The organism is Flavobacterium sp. NRK F10, assembly GCF_024054235.1.
GTDB classification, from domain to species: Bacteria; Bacteroidota; Bacteroidia; order Flavobacteriales; family Flavobacteriaceae; genus Flavobacterium; species Flavobacterium sediminis.
The window spans coordinates 823,225-842,279 of record NZ_JAMXLC010000001.1; the positions used below are offsets into that span (position 1 = coordinate 823,225).

16 protein-coding genes are annotated in these 19,055 nt (G+C 35.1%); 1 reads left to right on the plus strand and 15 read right to left on the minus strand.

Annotated elements, in window-relative coordinates:
* Window positions 1–15: 15 nt before the first annotated feature.
* The 10 genes from NHF50_RS03860 to NHF50_RS03905 all read right to left on the minus strand — a co-directional run bounded on the left by NHF50_RS03860 (window position 16) and on the right by NHF50_RS03905 (window position 12,881).
* Window positions 16–717 carry a cytidylyltransferase domain-containing protein gene (locus NHF50_RS03860; protein WP_252775124.1) on the minus strand — a complete coding sequence of 234 codons (702 nt, stop codon included), beginning with the start codon at window positions 715–717 and terminating at the stop codon, window positions 16–18.
* 7 nt (window positions 718–724) lie between these two features.
* Window positions 725–1,879, minus strand: a complete 1,155-nt coding sequence (gene neuC, locus NHF50_RS03865; protein WP_252775125.1) for a UDP-N-acetylglucosamine 2-epimerase — start codon at window positions 1,877–1,879, stop codon at window positions 725–727.
* Window positions 1,872–2,888 carry an N-acetylneuraminate synthase family protein gene (locus tag NHF50_RS03870; protein ID WP_252775126.1) on the minus strand — a complete coding sequence of 339 codons (1,017 nt, stop codon included), beginning with the start codon at window positions 2,886–2,888 and terminating at the stop codon, window positions 1,872–1,874. Before NHF50_RS03870 ends, neuC begins: the two co-directional genes overlap by 8 nt.
* Before the next feature lie 173 nt (window positions 2,889–3,061).
* Window positions 3,062–3,457, minus strand: a complete 396-nt coding sequence (locus NHF50_RS03875) for a response regulator (RefSeq protein WP_109568426.1) — start codon at window positions 3,455–3,457, stop codon at window positions 3,062–3,064.
* 28 nt (window positions 3,458–3,485) lie between these two features.
* Window positions 3,486–4,241: a LytTR family DNA-binding domain-containing protein gene (locus tag NHF50_RS03880; protein ID WP_252775127.1), complete on the minus strand. Its 756-nt coding sequence runs from the start codon at window positions 4,239–4,241 to the stop codon at window positions 3,486–3,488.
* A gap of 31 nt (window positions 4,242–4,272) precedes the next feature.
* The gene (locus NHF50_RS03885) at window positions 4,273–4,689 is read right to left on the minus strand and encodes a response regulator (RefSeq protein ID WP_109568428.1); all 417 of its coding nucleotides are present in this window, start codon (window positions 4,687–4,689) and stop codon (window positions 4,273–4,275) included.
* A 15-nt stretch (window positions 4,690–4,704) separates the two neighbouring features.
* On the minus strand, window positions 4,705–6,000 hold the full coding sequence (locus NHF50_RS03890) for an ATP-binding protein (RefSeq protein ID WP_109568429.1): 1,296 nt from the start codon (window positions 5,998–6,000) through the stop codon (window positions 4,705–4,707).
* 114 nt (window positions 6,001–6,114) lie between these two features.
* A complete protein-coding gene (locus NHF50_RS03895) occupies window positions 6,115–7,989 on the minus strand; it encodes an OmpA family protein (protein WP_252775128.1) in 1,875 nt (624 codons plus the stop codon).
* A gap of 12 nt (window positions 7,990–8,001) precedes the next feature.
* Complete coding sequence (locus NHF50_RS03900) at window positions 8,002–8,916, minus strand: type IX secretion system membrane protein PorP/SprF (RefSeq protein WP_252775129.1); 915 nt, start codon at window positions 8,914–8,916, stop codon at window positions 8,002–8,004.
* 11 nt (window positions 8,917–8,927) lie between these two features.
* On the minus strand, window positions 8,928–12,881 hold the full coding sequence (locus tag NHF50_RS03905; RefSeq protein WP_252775130.1) for a gliding motility-associated C-terminal domain-containing protein: 3,954 nt from the start codon (window positions 12,879–12,881) through the stop codon (window positions 8,928–8,930).
* 212 nt (window positions 12,882–13,093) lie between these two features.
* Between NHF50_RS03905 and NHF50_RS03910 the strand changes: the two genes are divergently transcribed.
* Window positions 13,094–14,704: a PAS domain-containing sensor histidine kinase gene (locus NHF50_RS03910; protein WP_252775131.1), complete on the plus strand. Its 1,611-nt coding sequence runs from the start codon at window positions 13,094–13,096 to the stop codon at window positions 14,702–14,704.
* Between the two features lie 27 nt (window positions 14,705–14,731).
* Here the strand turns inward: NHF50_RS03910 and NHF50_RS03915 are convergent, their stop codons facing one another.
* From NHF50_RS03915 to NHF50_RS03935, 5 genes are all read right to left on the minus strand, one after another.
* Window positions 14,732–15,364, minus strand: a complete 633-nt coding sequence (locus tag NHF50_RS03915) for a CatB-related O-acetyltransferase (protein WP_252775132.1) — start codon at window positions 15,362–15,364, stop codon at window positions 14,732–14,734.
* A gap of 1 nt (window position 15,365) precedes the next feature.
* Window positions 15,366–16,403: a glycosyltransferase family A protein gene (locus NHF50_RS03920; RefSeq protein WP_252775133.1), complete on the minus strand. Its 1,038-nt coding sequence runs from the start codon at window positions 16,401–16,403 to the stop codon at window positions 15,366–15,368.
* Window positions 16,387–17,316: an NAD-dependent epimerase/dehydratase family protein gene (locus NHF50_RS03925; RefSeq protein WP_252775134.1), complete on the minus strand. Its 930-nt coding sequence runs from the start codon at window positions 17,314–17,316 to the stop codon at window positions 16,387–16,389. Before NHF50_RS03925 ends, NHF50_RS03920 begins: the two co-directional genes overlap by 17 nt.
* A gap of 66 nt (window positions 17,317–17,382) precedes the next feature.
* Window positions 17,383–18,279 (minus strand): glycosyltransferase family A protein, encoded by an 897-nt coding sequence (locus NHF50_RS03930; protein WP_252775135.1) that lies wholly within the window; start codon window positions 18,277–18,279, stop codon window positions 17,383–17,385.
* On the minus strand, window positions 18,261–19,055 hold the full coding sequence (locus tag NHF50_RS03935) for a glycosyltransferase family 2 protein (RefSeq protein WP_252775136.1): 795 nt from the start codon (window positions 19,053–19,055) through the stop codon (window positions 18,261–18,263). Before NHF50_RS03935 ends, NHF50_RS03930 begins: the two co-directional genes overlap by 19 nt.

Genomic DNA, 19,055 nt, shown 5'->3' on the forward strand with positions numbered 1-19,055 from the left:
TTTCTATTCTCAATTTTATTTATATTGTCTGGCAATTTCTTCTGCTTTTAACCAATCTTCCATTGTATCTATGTTCACAAAGTCATCTGAGGCAGATTCTATATAACCTATTGTTTCACCAAACAAGGTATTGTGCTTTGTTATCCATTCTGTTTTTATCAGATAGACTGAACCGTCTCTGTAATAACTTTGCGGCAATTCCTGTCGTCTCGGAATTATTGTTTTTTCTCCGGTAGCTATTTTTAATTTACCCTCTTTGGCATCTGAAACTTCAAATACCCAATGAGGATTAAATTGATGCGGCACCGGTAAAACACTGATCAAAGTATCTGCATTTGTTCTGATAAATTTATCTATAGCTTCATCAATAAAACCTTCTCTTCTAAACGGTGTTGTAGGCTGGAGGATACAAATTGCATCAAAGAATTTGCCTTGATCCTCAAAAAATCTAATAGCATGCTTTAAGACTTCTATAGTGGGCGTTTTGTCTTCCGCCAGTTCTTTTGGTCTGATAAAAGGGATAGAAGCTCCATTTGCTTTGGCTATCTCGGCTATTTCTTCAGAATCAGTCGAGACAATCGTTGTGGTCAGTTTTTCACTCTGATTAGCACTGTCTATGGTATACCCTAACAAGGGTTTATTGCCTAATGGTTTAATATTTTTCTTAGGCACTCCTTTAGATCCGCCTCTTGCCGGAATTACTGCCAATATTTTCATTCTTCAATCAGTAAGTTATGGTTTTATGGAATTTTAACGGAACTGTCGACAACAAATCTGCTATTTTTTCTCCTGCATTCCCGCCACCGTATACATCTGAACTTTGTGGTCTTGCATTTTCAATTTGTTTTAAAATAGCCTGTTTGATCTCTTCTTTGTTATAATCGACATCTTTTACGTTAAATCCTCTGTCTCTTTTATTTTGTCTTGAACCGATATTAACCACCGGCACTCCCAAGTAAGCACACTCCCGGATTCCGACACTGGAATTCCCGATCAGGCACATTGATTTATTTAATAATTTCAAGAAATCATCTCCTGTCATGTTCTTAAAGAAATGGACGTGCTCTAATTTATTAAATTCTCTGTAAGCTCTTATTCCTGTCGAAGTTCCGTCGGCACCTGCATCAACATTCGGCCAGAACCACAAAGTAGGGATTTTTAAATCGTCGATTGCTTTTAAGGTTTCTTCTATATGTCTTCTGGAATCCTGATATTCATTTGTTACCGGATGCTGCATGACTACCAGATATTTTTCTAAATCCGGTTTGGCTCCTACTCCCCCATATTTTTGGTATGGATCGAAATCTAAATTTGAAGTCTGAATATCTTTAGCCAAGTCAATTGACGGGCAACCCGTATTGTATACAAAGTCCGGTTCTTCTCCCAACTTTATCACTCTCTCTTTTGCACTTTCTGAAGCTACAAAATGGTAATCTGCCAATTTAGTGATAGCGTGTCTCACTTTTTCATCGATGTTCCCTGTTACTTCTCCTCCCTGAATATGAGCTAACGGAATATTCATGTAAGAAGCAGCTATAGCCGTTGCCATAGTCTCAAAACGATCTGCAACAGTAACCACGATATCCGGTTTCAGATTATCAAAAACCGTTGACAATTCTAAGATTCCTATTCCGGTTGTTTTTGCAGCAGCGGTCAGGTTTTCGCCCTCCAGCACATTGAAAACTTTTGCATGAATCTCAAAGCCGTCTTTTTTAATATAGTTCACGGCTGAACCGTAGCGATCTAATAATGCAGAGGCCGCTACAATAAGTTGCAATTCCAGTTCGGGATGGTTTTTTATAGCCTGAATAGCTGTTTTAACTCTACTATAAGATGGTCTTGCGGTAACCACTACCGCTATTTTTCTTTTTCTATTCATGTCCTAAATCTTCTTCATTTAAGAAACTCCATTTCTTTAAAGGCTTTCTCAACTTCTTACCGATTACAGTTGAGAAAAGTGCGGCATCAATACCATATCCTTTGGGCTTTTTAGCTTCCAGGTCTGCAAATGAAAGTTGATGTCCTTGCGGCAGGTCTTTATTCACTGCCAAAGATTTTTCAAAGATATGTTTTAATTCCTTAAATGTTTCGTTTCGGTTTTTATCGACAGGATGATCCAATGCTATTTTTATATTGTTCACATAGTGAACTAATTCTTTGATCTCGTCAATAGTCAGAGATGATTTTGAATCGGGTCCGAATTGTCTTCTGTCGAATACAGCATGAAATTCTATAATTTCAGCACCTACAGCTACTGCTGCTATATTTGTCGCGATATTAGCTGAATGGTCTGAATAGCCCACTTTTACGCCATAACGTTCTTTTAGTTCCTGAATAACATTGAATCCGTATTGTTCCGGTGCAGTAGGATATGAAGTTGTGCATTGTAAAATGGAGAAAGGTGATTTTTTGCCTCTTAAGAAAGCAACTGTCTCGTCCAGTTCTGCAAAACTGCTCATTCCGGATGATAAGATGACAGGCTTACCCGTCTGAGCAATTTTTTCCAGCATAAGTAAGTTATTTACTTCTCCCGAGCCTATTTTGTATTGTGTTACTCCGATTTCTTCCAACCAGTCAACAGCCTGATTACTAAAAGGAGAACATAAAAAAACTACGCCTGATTCATCACATTTCTGTTTGATCATTTTCCACTGGTCCAGCGTAAAGCTCATTCTTTTCCAATAGTCATAACGCGTATTATCTTCTAATGAGAACTTTACCCGGAAAGGTTCGTGTTCACTGCTTTCGGCTTCAGGAATATGCATCTGAAACTTTACAGCACTGACTCCTGTTTCTGCTAAGGCTTCAATGAAAGAAAACAACATGCCTAAACTGCCTTCATGTGCCTGGCCAATTTCGGCTATTGTATAAATTAGGGAATTATCCATATATACTTTTTACGTTTAAGAAACCGTAGTGATCAAGTTCTTTGCTGTATTCAACAACAAATATGTCACTTGTTTGCACCTGATTTCTTTATCTTCATCCTATCTCGACAAATGTAACATTTTTTGAAATAGCTGAAAACTTATTGCAAAAAGATTAAACGGATTTTGCTTTTTTATTTTGCTAATAATGGTTCTAAGAATTCTCTACTGATCGGCTTACTGGCAAATAATACCTTGACATCACTTTTCATCTTCTTAACATGAAAATCATCTATTGTAGTTGAAGTCACGCAAAGTTTTACTTTCTGACGCAAGACAATCGGTATCTGATTGTATTTTTGAATAAACTCGAAACCATCCATTACCGGCATATAGATATCTATAAACAGAATATCAGGGAGTTTATCTACTTTCTCTAAATTTTCCATCAGATATTCTAAAGCTAATTTTGAAGAATTGAATTCCATTATCTCTATATCCGGATTAATGCTTTCGATTAACGCAGATGTGATGTAACAATCGAACTCGTTATCATCAATAATCATGACTTTTTTTATTGTTTTCTTCATGTTAAACAAAGTAGATTAATAACTATAATCACAATCTCATAAATTTAAAAAACTCATCCTGTCTCCTCTTGGCAACAGGTAAAACGATCCCATTTATAAATTCACAATACGTACCGTCTTTTTTAATGATCTTATATAATTCTTTTACATTAATCACATAAGAATGGTGTATTCTGAAAAAAGACTTCTGGGGCAACGTTTGTTTGTATTCGCCAAGATTTTTACTGGAAAATATCTTGGTTCCGTCTTTTAGCTGTATTATTGTATAAGCGCCTTCTGCTTTGAGAAAGATTATATCAATTATCTTAACAAGATTTATTTTATCTGACGAGGAAATAGCGATAACATCCTCCATTTTATTTTCTTCTTCAGTAGTATTCACCTGAATCACTTTACTGTTTTGATAAGCTAATTCCATTTCTCGATATCTCATAACCTTATAAAATGCTATAATGAGTAAATTTAACTCTAAAGGTTTTAATAAAAAATCTATGGCATTATATTTAAACGCTACACAGGCATCAGAAGGTTCCCCAGACATAAAAATAAATTTCGGAATCACGATCTGCATCTTTTTTAATTGTTCTATTGCCTCATAGTTTTGTTTATTGCAATTCATAATGATACAATCCGGGCGTTCTTGTACTATCAGATTCAAAGCCTCTTTCAAAGTACTATTTACAGACACCACAGTTACAATAGCACTATAGTTTTCAATGATTTCATTGAAAAACTGTATAGTTTTCTTATCATTTTCAATTAAAACTGCTTTCAAATAATTCATAATGGGGGTGCCCTAGATTCTACAGGGGGAATTAATTAAACTTTTTCAAATAACCTTCTATTATATCATCTAAAATTTCTTTGGTTAAAGGTTTGGTCTTAAAAGAGAAAAGCTCCTTTGCTTTCTTTGCCTTTAAAAAATCTTCCGGGTTTTCAGATGTTGTCAAGATCACTACGACTTTCCGGTCTTTCAGTCCATCTTCTAATTTTCCGTATTCTTCTAAGAACTCCCATCCATCCATTCCGGGCATGTTTATATCCAGAAAAATGATATTAGGGAAATTCCCATCTTCCGAATTTCCGGCCTCGAGATAATGGAGGGCTTCCAGTGCTGATTGTTTGGCAACAATATGTTCAGCGGCGTTGTGCTTTTTTATCACTCTTTCGTGAACAAAATTATCCATCTCATTGTCATCAATTAACATAATACATTTTACACTTTTATCCATTTTTCTTTTTTTATTTTACCTTTTCAATGTAAACTTAAAAATGCTTCCCTGCCCTAAAACGGATTCAATCCATATTTTCCCTCCATGTAGCTCAACAATCTTTTTACAGTTTGTAAGCCCTATACCATAGCCTTCATACTCTTTATTGTTGTGCAGTTTTTGAAAAATATAAAATACTTTATCAAAATTTCGTTTTTCAATTCCTATTCCATTGTCTATTACTGAAAACTCATAATATCCTTCTATTTCTTTACATCTGATCTCTATTTTAAGTTTTTCGTCATTTCTTCTGAACTTAATAGCATTACTGATCAAACTTTGAAAGAGCCTCTTCAATTCTAACGAATATCCGGCAATTAGGGGCAATCTATCAAACTCTATGCTCATATTTTCCTGTATCTTCAGGTCTTCTAAATCGCCTAATATTCTCTTTACCACTATATCCAGATCACAAAGTACCAATTCTCTATTCCTTCCTATTCTGGAATAAACCAGCAAGCTGGTTATCAACCCTTCCATTCTTTTAGAAGCTTTCTCAATATTTTGCAGATAGCTTTTTACTTCGTCGTTTAAACTGTCTTTATGATCTTCATCTATAATCTGGATGAAGTTTGATATTCCTCTCAAAGGTTCTTTCAGGTCATGAGACGCAATATGATTGAACTGTTCCAGTTCTTTATTTTTTTCTTTTAAAGTAAGGTTTGCTTTCTCCAGTTCTATTTCTTTGCTCTTATGTTCTTCTAAGGCAGCTTTTAACGATAAAAGCACATACCCCCCTACCAGAAGTATAATCATATTTGAAAAGATCACTAAAAAAATAACGACCCATAATTTTCGATCTACATGGTCTGTGTAAATTCTTATTGCTTTTTCCATCTCACCAAGATAAATATCTTGGTTTGCTACAATATCTTCTAAATCAATTTTTCGCCCGTCTTTATATTCGATAAGTTGCTTTTTGACAAACGCTATTTCACGATCTAATTTCGGAAAATCATCTAACAAAAATTGCACTTCATCTTTTGACAAAAGTAATTTCGACATATCTGTATTGAATCTTTTCAGTTGGTTTTGTCTATGTTCCCAATCTTGAACTGATTCTTCTATATCTGAAATATTCTTTTCCTTATTTTTTTGCTGTAGACTGTAGAATTCTAAAGCTATTTTTTGACCGATCATTCTTTGCTTTCCTACCAGATTGATCAAATTAGCATCCTCCTTTTTATTGTATAGAAAATATTCAATAAGAAACTGATTTACAATGACGAGTAAAACAGAAAATACTGCAATTACAATATTCTTTTTTCTCATTAAGTTGTTTCTTTTACTATAGCATTAATAAATTTATCTAAAAAAAATAAAAAAAACAACTTTACTTGTTAAATAACCTATAAATACCGACAAAATGCACTTTCTTTATGCTTGTTATCTTACAATAAATTCACTTCTCCTATTTACTTTATGCTCAGATTCACTACAATTTACACCGTTTGAACAACGGTTTAACAAACGGGTTTCTCCAAAACCTTTTGCCCTTAATCTATCACTACTCACCCCGTTTACGACTAACCAACTCTTTGTCGCTTGCGCTCTTCTTTCTGACAGTTGCATATTGTATTCGTCCCCTGCCCGACTATCGGTATGAGATTGAATATCAATATAAATATCCGGAAATTGTTCCATTACAACCAGTAATAAGCCTAATTTTTCTTCGGCTTCTTTTGTTATGTTGTATTGATCCAGGTCAAAGTAAATATCATTGATCTGAAGTTTCTTTCCTACATCTTCTCCTTGCTCAATAATCAGATCTTTTGGTTCTAAAAATATCTCACTAGGCAGACCTTGCTCGAAGTTATATACCAGCTCTTCCGTGAAATATTTATCCTTTTCGACTCTGAGGATATAGATATCGGTAAGGTTTAATTTCTTAAATCTGAAAATACCTTTTTCATCACTTAAGGTTTTTTCTATCAATTCAAAATTTTCATTATACAAGGCTACCGTAGCATTAATCAACGGATCGGAGCTGATCTTATTTAGTAAAGTGGCTGCAATACCTGTTTGAGCTTTCAGGTTAAATTTGTAAATATCATCTAGGCCTTTACCTCCTTCTCTGTTTGAAGACACATATCCGTAATCAGCATTCGGATTGCGGTAATAGGCAAAATCATCCCATGACGAATTTATAGGTTCGGGTAAACACAGTACATCCAAAACCTCAATTCCGTTCCACAATTTTGCCTTAAAAATATCCAATCCTCCGAATGTCATCCTTCCGTCAGAAGCAAAATACAAACCTGAATTATCTTCTATGGCAGGAAAGGTCTCTCTTCCGGATGTATTTATTATGTTCCCCAAATTTATCGGCGTTCCGAACTGCCCTTTGTTAATTTCTACTGCATAAATATCTGATTGTCCGTAACCTCCGGGCATATCAGAAGAAAAATACAGTATCTTTTCATCTGTACTCAAAGCCGGATGAGCACAATTGTATTGGTTACTGTTAAATGGTAAAAAAACAATATCTTCCCAGTTTCCTTTTTCGTCAATAGTTGCTTTTACGATCTTTAAGCCATACTTTTCATTTTTGTGATCTTTTCCGGTAAGATCATTAACCGTAAAATAAACGGTTCTCCCGTCTTTAGAAAACACAGGACTGGATACATTATAGTCTAACTTTTCAATTCCTTTGACCATAGCACTCTTATACTGCTTTTCCGTGCTTCCCGAATACAAACTCAAATACGGTAATTTTGTCCACTGATGTTTGTTACGGTGCTGTTTATTTTCCCTGTTACTGGTAAAGATCATTGTATTTTTGTCTTCTATCAAACCATACTCAGAAGTAGCTGTATTTAAAGGTAAATTCTCAATTAAAGTAACAGAAAAAGGCAACAACTTTACGGTATCTTGTTCCACTATTTTTAAATTATATTTTTTACTGGTCTTAAGGTAAAGACTGAAATATTCTTTAGCTTTATCGTATTGTTTAAGTGTTTTCAATACTTGATAATATCTGAAATAAACCATTTCATTCAGTGAGCCTTCCGGTTCATTAGTCAATAGTTTCTCATACCATTCGGCTGCTTGTTCATAAAATGAATTGTAGTAATAGGAATCTGCTAACAACTGAATCATTTTAGCCGAACGGTATCCTCTGGCGATTGTCTTCTTATAAAGCTGAATCACTTCCATATAGTTTTTTTTGGCATACTGTTTTTCAAGCTCAGTTTGAAAATTAGTCTGAGCCATTGACAAAAAAGATTCAAATAACAATATATGGAACAATACTCTTTTCATGCCTTTTCAATTCTAAAAAAATCTCGGGGATTCTATAATTTTTCCTTTCTCAGGTAATTCTAAGCGTAAGAAGAATTCATGTGTTCCTGAATTATAGTTTGCAAGCCGCGAAGTTTCCGCATCATAGGAATACCCTATTAGCAAACCCGGTGTTAACTGAAAAGAAGCAACTCCGCTAACGGCTCCGCTTATCCTGTAAGACGCTCCGATTTCGAATTTTTCATAAAATCTGAAATTAGAGGTCAGATCGACCTGTACTTTACCTCCTTGAATTACTTTTGTTAAAAAAGCAGGTTTGTATTCAATAGTAGAAGTTACTGTAAAAATATATCCTCCGACAAAATAATAATGCAGATGATCTGTCTTGGTACTTACTATTTCATCATTGTAATGTTTGGTCTCTAAAAAATTCGGTATGGAGAATCCCAGATAGTAATTGTACGAGTACCAATACAACCCGGCACCGAAATTAGGCGACACCTGATTGTTTATATTATATTGATATCGCGGATCAGACGGATCATAAAAGGATAATTTTGAATAATCTACATTTAAAACATCCAAAGAGGCTTTCAGACCAAAAGACAAAGCGGAAAGGTTAGAAAAATAAATGCTATAGGAAAAATTAGCCGAAATGTTGTTTTCAACGGATGGTCCCAGTTTGTCATTATTTATTATTAATCCCATACCTACTCCTTTTAATCCTACCGGGCTATTCACGGATACACAATTTGTTATCGGCGCACCGTCGAGCCCGGCCCATTGTGACCGATGTAATCCAAAAACACTGAAAACACCTCTCGAACCGGCATAAGCAGGGTTGAACAACATCGGGTTAAACATGTAATTGGTATATTGTGGGTCTTGTTGTGCAAATAGTATAGTAGTGGAAAACAATAAAATAAGTAATTGTAATTTCTTTTTCATCTACATTTAAGTTACTGATTAATATACAAATAACCTGTCTTTTTCTTATCTTCAAAATTATTTTCAATCGGGGCATTGTACGTTATAATGTAATAGTATGTTCCTGTCGGTAAAGCTTTAGTATCGACACGCATTCCGCTTTGAGCTCTCCCTTTAAAAACATTTAAACTATTATCATAGCCATGCGTTTCAAAAACGATACTTCCCCAACGATCGAAAATAGTAACCTGATTGTCCGGAAAACACTCTATCCCTTCGAGAATCAGATAATCATTTATTCCATCACCATCAGGTGACAAAGCATTGTAGACATTTATATCACAGGTCACTTCTACTGTTTGTTCCAAAATATTAATATTCCCACAACCATCTACTGCTTTCCATTTTCTGTTTATTCTATAAAAGCTGGAACAGTCTCCTTCTATCTTTTCCTCTTCATAAGTAACAGCTATAGGCTGTCCATTATCCAAAGCTGTAACATCTACTTCCGGAAGCGTTGTTTCACAACTTAAATAAAGTGTTTCTAACCTATCAGGATAAAACTCCGGATAGGTGTTATCCTGAATAATAATTTCCTGAGTATATGAGCTTACATTACCACACCAATCTGTTGCAATCCAAGTTCTTATTATATTCATTTCTGTTTGACAAGTTCCTTCTATTGTTTCTTCATTAAAATCTATCTGCACCTCACTACAATTATCTGTAACACTGACAGTATCTGATGAAGGAATTTCATCTGTAGGACCTAATACTATTGTTGCCGGTACTGTTGATGTAAATTGGGGAGGAATTGTATCCTGAATTAAAAATTGCTGTGTAAACTCGGTTTCATAAAGTATTTCTGCTGTATTATTGGTTACATTGCTTTGGTTATCATAGATTACAATATGGTATGTTCTTGTTATAACTTGATTACAGCCATTTACACCTTCATTTTCAGCCGTTATTACAATAACGCCACAGCTTGAACTAACCTGACCGGTTTGATCACCCAATGCCATAAAGTCTTCTACAGATAAACTTTCCTGAGTAGGAATCTCACCGTAGCACTGGACATGTTCCAATGAAAAACCGGGAATTGTAACCTGAATATCACAATCATTTTCGATCAGACTTATAGTAGCAACATTAGACACATTTCCATCAAAATCTTCTACAGTATATTGAATTGAAGATGGCAAACCCGAAAAGCCGGTTTCCGGTAAAAAAGTCGTTTGTCCGTTCGTCAGATCAACGCTCCATGTTCCTTCAGCGGGAATTTGCAAGGTTAATTCAGCTGTAGTACTTGTTGCATTTCCTTGATTTGACAGCAATACAACTGTTGACGGATCTACAACAGAACCCGAAGTATCATTATCTAAGATCGGTAAAGTCACTGACTGACCGACAGTATAAAAGCCGACATCATCTATGGCAATCGGTAAACAATCAAAATAAATACTGGCCTGGTTCGCTAAATTTCCCTCAATATCTTTTACAGTATAAGCTACGCTTGTTATACTCAAAGCAGAAGGAAATTTAGTGAAATGAACCTTGCCTACTACATCGTCTACAGACCATACCCCTTCACTAGGTACTGTAAACCCCTTCACCAACCCCCATTGATATACGAAGGATGTAGCATTATTGGGAGCAATAAGGTTAATAGATTGCATATCTAAACCTATGCTTGTATTATCATTTTGGAGTACATCAATAACATAATCACTATCTGAATCAGAACAATAAAATACATCATCATGCGATTCAGGACAATTTTCCGAAAACAGATATATAGTTAAAAATGATGTAGATGTACAATTTGTATCATTATCTTTAACTTCAAAATTGTAGATCTGTCCCGGTAAATTCTCTAAATTAAATGTTGCAGTAGCGCCATTATATTCCTCATTTGTATCTACATTGGTAATCGTCCAATCTGTCGGAAGATTTTCAAAAAGAACGACTCCATTACTTGTATTACATGATGGTTGGTTCACAATTTGAAAAGTCGGATCCGGAGCGGCATAAACGGTAAATGGTTGTGCAAATTCTCTACCACAATTATCTCTTGTTTTAGCTAAATAGGTCATTCCTACGGTCAATCCGGAAAAAATATTTGAATCCTGATAATTTTCTAATAGTGTATTACCTGTACTGTCATATAATGAATACTTATACGGAGCTGTTCCTCCTGTAGCTTCTAATTCTACCGTTGTTTCACAGGCTATTATTGAATCAAAGTGAAATGGCTCCAGGTTAATAGAGAATTGATACTCGTATAAAAAGCCGCCTTGTAATCTGGTATTCAAATTACTTCCTCCTAATTGAGTCGGATAAACTGCTGTACCGAAACCGTCAACACCTCCATATCTGAAGAAATAGGTTTCATTATTCTGCAATGTCAGATAAATTCTTCCGGTTTGAGCTACCGGTTGAAAATTAAATGGTGGTCCCACTTGTATCTTATCTGAATACACTAATGTTCCGTCCGATTTATAAATAGCGGCATAAGTCCCGAATAAAGCTTTTGGTATATTGATCCGTACCTCCAGGCTATCAGAAACCTCTTCACAATAATTTATATGATGAGAAAGCGTATAATCTTTTACACATGACGTATTCATTGAGTAATTAGCGGTTTTTCCGCAAGCATCTTCTATGGTAAAATTATAATTTCCTGACGGAAATGCTTTTACATTGTCTTTTTCTATCAGCATATAAGCATAAGGCGAACTGAAATTAACTACATAAGGATACTGAATAGGAGAAGTGATTACACTTCCGCCGGTTCCGTTACTTGTTGTATACGTTGAAGGCCCTGAATTTACCGTTATTGTTAACGGTCCTACTGATTGTGAACTGTATGGCAATCCGTTAAAATTTATAAAAGCCACATCATCAAAGAAGCCTCCTGAATCAGTCACTAAACCATTCTCACAGCTTAAAGCCGGATCAAAAGGTGTTCCGTTCTGTATCACATGCTTAACGACTTCTTTCCCACAAGCATCTGTAAAAGTTATATCATAATGTGTATTGTATTTTAATCCTAGATCTACTACTGTTGCCATTCCCATAGGTTGGGAGTTCAAGTGTGCTACATTAACGCTTTGTGGTTGTAAAACTTCTCCGAAAGCATTAGTCGCAGCTTGTCCCGGATTGCAACTTTCTTCAACACTAACCGTAATCGGGTTGACCATATAGTCTCTGAATATCTTTATATTAAACCCTAAATTACAGGAATTATCAGGGTCACTGCTTTCATTAATGGAAGGCACTCCGAAAACAATATCATAATTTAACGGACAAGAAATAGCTCCTGAGAATGAACTACATAAATTTGATGCGTTGTAAGTAATATCTTGTCCGTTAAAAAATGCTACCGGCACCTCTACATCTAAACTATATGAGTTATTCATAGCCGATTTAGTTCTGGCAATCGGAAGATTGAAAATCAAAGTGTTGTTTGCTGAATTAGTTAAAACCAATTCAATATCTCCTGATGAACCTGGGGCAACAAAAAGAAAACGATATTTGACAGAATTGCCACACCCCGACAGTGAAGTATTATTGAAAGTATTACGCATCAAAAAAGTTGCCGTTAAATAGTTACTAGGACTCCCTACGACTATTGTTTTGTCCGAACTATTTCCTCCACATTGATCCATGATGTCTAATGTGTAGGTTCCGGCAACTAATCCTGTTATTGAAAAAGTTGATTCATTTATCGGAACAGCATAATTTGAAGTTCCTGTAGGGCTGCTCAAAATTCTGATAATAAACCCTTGGTTCGTAAAATTACCTGCTGTACTACTTATATTTGAAATATCTATTATCCCGTCGTTCCCGTTTTGACAACGAACGGACCATGAACTCAAAACAAAATCATCACTTGGTCTGATAAAATTGTCTAAACACTGTCCTGTTGAAGCAGTGCTTATCATTAAGATTACCATAATCAAATATCTATAGTGTAAATACATACTTGTGATTCTTTTACTTTTTGTTACACAAATTTTGCATTAACATTTGTAATTTGAAATCCGTTTTTAACAGGTGGCTGTTATTTATTAATATGTGGTACGTTTTTGTACCATAAGTGTTCTGTTACTCAACCCTATCTGATAAAGTCTTAATCATTTTTTCAGTTTTTTTTTATATTTTTGACCCCTTATCACCTATATATCTTTAAGTTATGGGAAATTTAAAAATCTGCTATTGGGAATTTGACTTTCTGAAAAGGAGGACTGATTCTCTTCATACTTCAAAGGATCTAAGTCTTTTTTTCGGACATGATGAGCTTACTGCTTTCCATAACCCGCTCTCACTTTTTTACAATGAAATTGAGCCTGACAGTAAGAAATGGTTGCTTAGCAATCTAAAAAAACTGCATTATGATGCTATTCCTTTTGACATCCTTATCAAACTAAAGAACCCGAAGCTTAAATGGCTAAGAATCACCGGAGAAGCAGATGAATCCATAAAAAACAAAAAAAATAATTCAAATAAAATATCCGGCATCATTGAAATTGTAGACCATATCGCCAATGCCAATTATGCAAAAGAAAAGATCAAACACCTACTGGGCCCTCCAAGCTCGTCAAAAAAGATCGAACTAAATGCAGAAAGTGCACTGCCTTCAGATTCAAGTCCGGACTTTTCTTCTCTTCTAAACGATATCTTAGATAATTATGTTTACATTAACCATAGCATGTTCTCTGCTTTTTGTAAAAAGAAAATTCTTGCTTCAAATGAATACATCTGGTATTTTGATGGCTCTTCTGCCTTTCTAAGCAAAGGGTTACACAAAGCTCTCGGTATAAAAAGTATTCATAACCTTTATGATCTCAAAAAAATAATTCATCCCGACGATTTCAATAGTTTATTTCACTCCCTAAAGAGTCATTTCAAAAGCAGCTCTTCAACAGGCTGGAAAACAGAATACAGAATCAGGAAGAATAACGATTCGTATATCCCCATTATGGACAAAGCTATTATTCTTAATAAATCTGATGATAATTCTCCTATGATCGTTATAGGGATCATGAGTAGCTTAAACAGGATAACAAAAGAAAAGGAACGAATTAAAGACACTAATAAAAATTTAAAGATGCAGCTTCAGAATCTGGTTGTCATCAATAAGGAACTGGAGCAATTTGCTTATCATGCCTCTCATGATCTACAAGAACCTTTACGAAATATAACAAACATTCTGAATTTATTAGAAAGTGATTTCGGAGATAACTTAGATAAACAAGGTAAAAAGTATATTGAGTTTGCCCAACTGAGCGCCTTCAGAATGCGGAACTTGGTAAAAGCAATTCTGGAATTCTCAAGATTAGGGAATTACCAACCTAAGAAAGAAACGGTTGATTGTAATGAATTAGTTCAGGATATTACGGAAATATTACATCAAAAAATAGCTTCTAAGAATGCCTCGATCAATTGTCATAACTTACCTGTCATTGAATCGTACTTATTAGCTTTAACTCAGATTTTTCAGAATTTAATTGATAATGCCTTAAAATATTCTAAAAAGGATGTAGCTCCCGTCATTACTATAAACTATGAAGAAAAACCTGAATATCACGAATTCTCGGTTGCTGACAACGGAATTGGTATTGAAGAGCAATATTTAGAAAAAATATTTATGATGTTCCAACGTTTACACACTCGTTCTGAATATGAAGGAACCGGTCTAGGATTGGCTGCCGTTAAAAAAGTTCTGACTAAAATAAACGGTAAAATCTGGGTCAAATCAACAGTTGGAAAAGGCAGTACTTTTTATTTTTCAATTAATAAATAAACTTACTCATATTACTGAGGATTGTTGTTATTCATAAATACTGTTGCCTTTCGAAAAATCTTTAAAAAACATCGGTTTGATCTTTTCTAATTCCTGTTCGTTCTTATCCCACCATTTTAAGTTTTCCAATTCTTCGATAACTGTGTCGGAAAACCTCTTTTTTATAATTTTTGCCGGAACACCTCCTACAATGGTATAAGCAGGAACGTCTTTGGTTACTACACTACCTGCTGCTAAAACTGCTCCGTTACCGACCTTAACATTACCTACAATAATCACATTATGCCCAATCCACACATCATTCCCTATCTCAATTCTTTTTTCTTCTTTGAGCTTTTTAAGTTCTCCTTTGAACAAATTCTGATTAATGTATGTTGTCATGTAAGCCGTAGGATGATTGGTTGCATGCAAAGCAACATCTGCCCCTAACTGGCAATATTTTCCTATTTTTATATTTCCGTGAATAAAATTATTATAGCCTAAAGTCGTAGCATAACCGATCTCGATCTTACCTGCAAAATTACAACGATCCGGAACTGCATTTTTACCTTCAAACTTCACGTTTCGCAATCCTCTTGAGAATCCTGAAATCGTTACATTATCCTTTTTTTCAGGATAGTTCAAAAAATAAAATACTATTTTTTTAATCAGTTTGTGCATTTTAATATTGCTGTGCCTCGTCTTTTGTCAAGCCTAATTTACCTAACACTAAAAGGTTTATTTTTTTTCTATCTAATAACTGTTTGATCTTTCCTCCGACGGATTGTCCCCATCCGGAAACAGACTGAAAAACAAATTCTTTTCCGGAAAAAGCAGTGATCGTTTTTTCCTTTGGATCCAGTTCTTTAAATTCCTCATACATCCACTCTTCTGTATGATTTCCCATGTGGTAAGCATAGTTCTCTTTTGTCGCTAAACGCAACAATCCCAACTTTTCATTCGGAAAATCAATAAATCTGTTTTCAACTCCACCCACAATCTTTATAAACGCCGGTTGGTTTGTCCCTTTATCAAATACCTCTCTCTTTAAAGTCGCTACAAAATGTCCGCATCCCATAACCGCTTTTCCGCCCGTGCTTTTATTACTTAAAACCAAATACTTTTCCAAATGAACCGGTTTGTACATTAGTTCTTTATTTCCTAAGCTCAGATCAAAGCGATGCATAGCCTCCGGGTCTTCTACTTTTTCAAAAGCCAGTTTTCCTTTAAAAAGTCCATAAAACCAATTGTTTCCGGTAAACATCTTGTATACTTTACTTGACGGCACCGGACTAATCATACCTGCTTCAGGAAAGGCTAAAAAAGTTTTCTCTACAGCTTCCTGCCAACCTTTTTTAAACAACACATCGGCATCTGTAATGGTAATCAAGGGTTCTAAATTCCCTTTTGCAGCTGCTAAAATGGCATTTATTTTACCCAGATTTTCTTTGGAATGAAAAACCTGATCTATCAATTCAGATTCCTGGTATTTTTCGTCAATATATGCTTTTACTTCCGGATGTGAGTTATTATTATAAATTGTAATCCGTGTTTTATTGTGAGCTGTTAACAACAATGAATCCAGGCACAAGCGGAATACTTCAAACAGATCTGCAAAATAACCTTCAAAATTAGGGATATACACCGGTACAATAACCCTATGGTAATTTTCTAAAACTATTTCTTTATTTTCCTTTTCCGGATTAAACCCTACCCTCATAATGCTCAACCAGTTTTTTAATTCCTTCTTCAAGCGGCAATAAGTCACGCCCTAAGATCTGTTTCATTTTTGTAATATCCGGACATCTGCGCGTCATATCTCCTTCTTCTAAAGCCGGTAAATGAATGATTTCAGACTGGGAATTTGTTAATTTGATAACGATCTGTGCTAATTCTAAAACCGACATTTCTCTATCACTACCAATGTTCAGGACATCATTTATACACTTAGTATCCTGCATTGCTTTTATACAAGTCTCAATATTGTCCTCTACATAACAAAAAGAGCGGGTTTGTTTTCCATCGCCATAGATTGTTATGGGTTCATTATTCATAGCTGCCTTTATAAATCTCGGCACTACAAAGTCTTCACTTTGATTAGGTCCGTATGTATTAAAAAAGCGGAAAATTGTATATTCTAAACCATATTCCTGATAGTAGGATCTGAAAAAGGCTTCCCCTACATTTTTTACAATGGCATAAGGCAATCTGGAATTTAGCGGTGTTGTCTTTTCATTTTGCGGAATTTCGAATGGTTCGCCATAAACCTCAGACGAGCTCGAATAAAACACTCTTTTTACACCTGAGTTTTTTGACAAGGATAAGATATTTTTAATTCCTTCGATATCCTCTAAAACCATAATAGGGTTTTCTAAAGTACGTTTAACTCCTACAACGGCAGCGTAGTGGAATACAAAATCAAAATTATAGCGTCCGAAAATCGGAACTACATCATTGTACTGATTTACGTTAGCTTTTATAAATTTTACATTCTCTCCTTCCGGCACCTTTGACAAGTTCCCTGTGGAAAGATTATCTACGATTACAATAAAGTTATTTTTATCTTTTGCTAATGCTCCGGCAAGAGCACTTGCTACATTTCCTGCACCTCCTGTAATGAGTATTGTTGCCATTATCAAAGCTTTTTTTTGTTCTCCAAATATAGTAGTTATTATTCTAATGATCCTGAAAAATCAAATTTAATGCCTTTTCAGAATGCTTGCGATCAAATGTTTGACATAATTGCGTTTTATAAACCAAAAAGAATCAAAAACTTTCATGTTTCGCAGAATCCAAAGTGGATTTTGTTTCAATCGGCTTACAAACAATATGCCCAGTCGCTGATTCAGTAATTTATACGTTATCAGTGTTATTTTCTTTTGTTCAAAAACTTCATCCAATACTTTTTTTAAATGCAACGGAAGTTCCTGATATCCTTTTTTGTTATCCGAAATATTATTGCCATGAACACGATAATACACCAAAGGTTCATCCTGATAATAAAATTTTGTTTCAAATGAGCAACGTGTCCAAAACTCCATATCTTCTCCTGCCGGTGGCATTGTTTCATTAAAAAAACCGACTTTATCAACAACTGCCTTTCTGATAAAAGATGTTGGCATCATAACTGTCCATCTCCCCAACATCTTCTGTGAAACATCGCCGTGTTTTTCCTCCGGATTTCTTAAGCGACCTATTATTCTATTCTGTAATTCTCCCTTTTCATCAATTACTTCACAACAACCGTGAACCAATCCGAAATCGGGATTTTTTTCCAGGATATTGACCTGTTTTTCTAATTTTTCGGGAAGCCAAAGGTCATCATCGTCTGTAAACGCCAAATATTTACCTTTTGCCTTTTGAATACCTGTATTTCTAGGTTTTGCCGGCCCGCCGGAATTTTCTATTTTGTAATACTTAACTTTTTCAAACGGACGGCATACTTTCTCTGCTTCGTCTGTTGGTGAACCGTCATCAACTACCAGAATTTCATAATTAGAATACGTCTGAGCCATAATTCCGGACAGTGTCAGTTTCAAAAGCTCGGGTCGGTTATACGTTGGTATAATAACAGAAACTAGCGGTTGCCCTTCCATACTCTCTTGCTTTTGTTTACCGCTTTCTTCAAAATCCCTTTTAAGGTCTTTCTTTTAGTTGCACTCAACTCTTTTTCCAAGGCTAACATCTTTAAATAGTCGGAATAAAATACACCGAGGTTTTCTTGTAATAGCCTTTCATCTTCCACTTGTTTTTTCTTCAATTGCCCCGGATTATTGCTAATCCCTTCTAAATCGAATAATGTTAGCGGATAATGGATGTGCTGCCATTGAAATTGATTACTTACCATACATTTCAAATAGAAAGCCCTGTCAGCCGAAATACGATACGATTCATCAAAACCGCCCATAGCGTCAAAAACACTTCGCTTAAAAAAAGTACTTTGATGTGGCAAAGAGGATTTCATAAAATAATAAGGCGTTATCTTATCCGGATAGATTTTTTGTCCGTTGACAAACTGGTAATCTCCATAAATAATATCTCCTTTAAAATCCTGGTGCTGCACAAAGTCCTGCAAAGCATTTTCAGAGGTTAACACATCTCCGCTATTCAAAAATAAGACATAATTACCCTTTGCGGCAGCTATACCTTTATTCATAGCATTATAGATCCCATTATCTTTTTCACTCACCCAATGGTGAATTTGCTCTTTATATTTCTTAACAACATCAACACTTCCATCTGTTGAACCGCCATCTATAACAAGATATTGGTAATCTTTAAAACTTTGAGAGACAACGGAACGAATGGTTTCTTCTAGGCCTTCAGATTGATTAAAATTGATCGTTATGATAGAAATTGCTATGGTACTCAT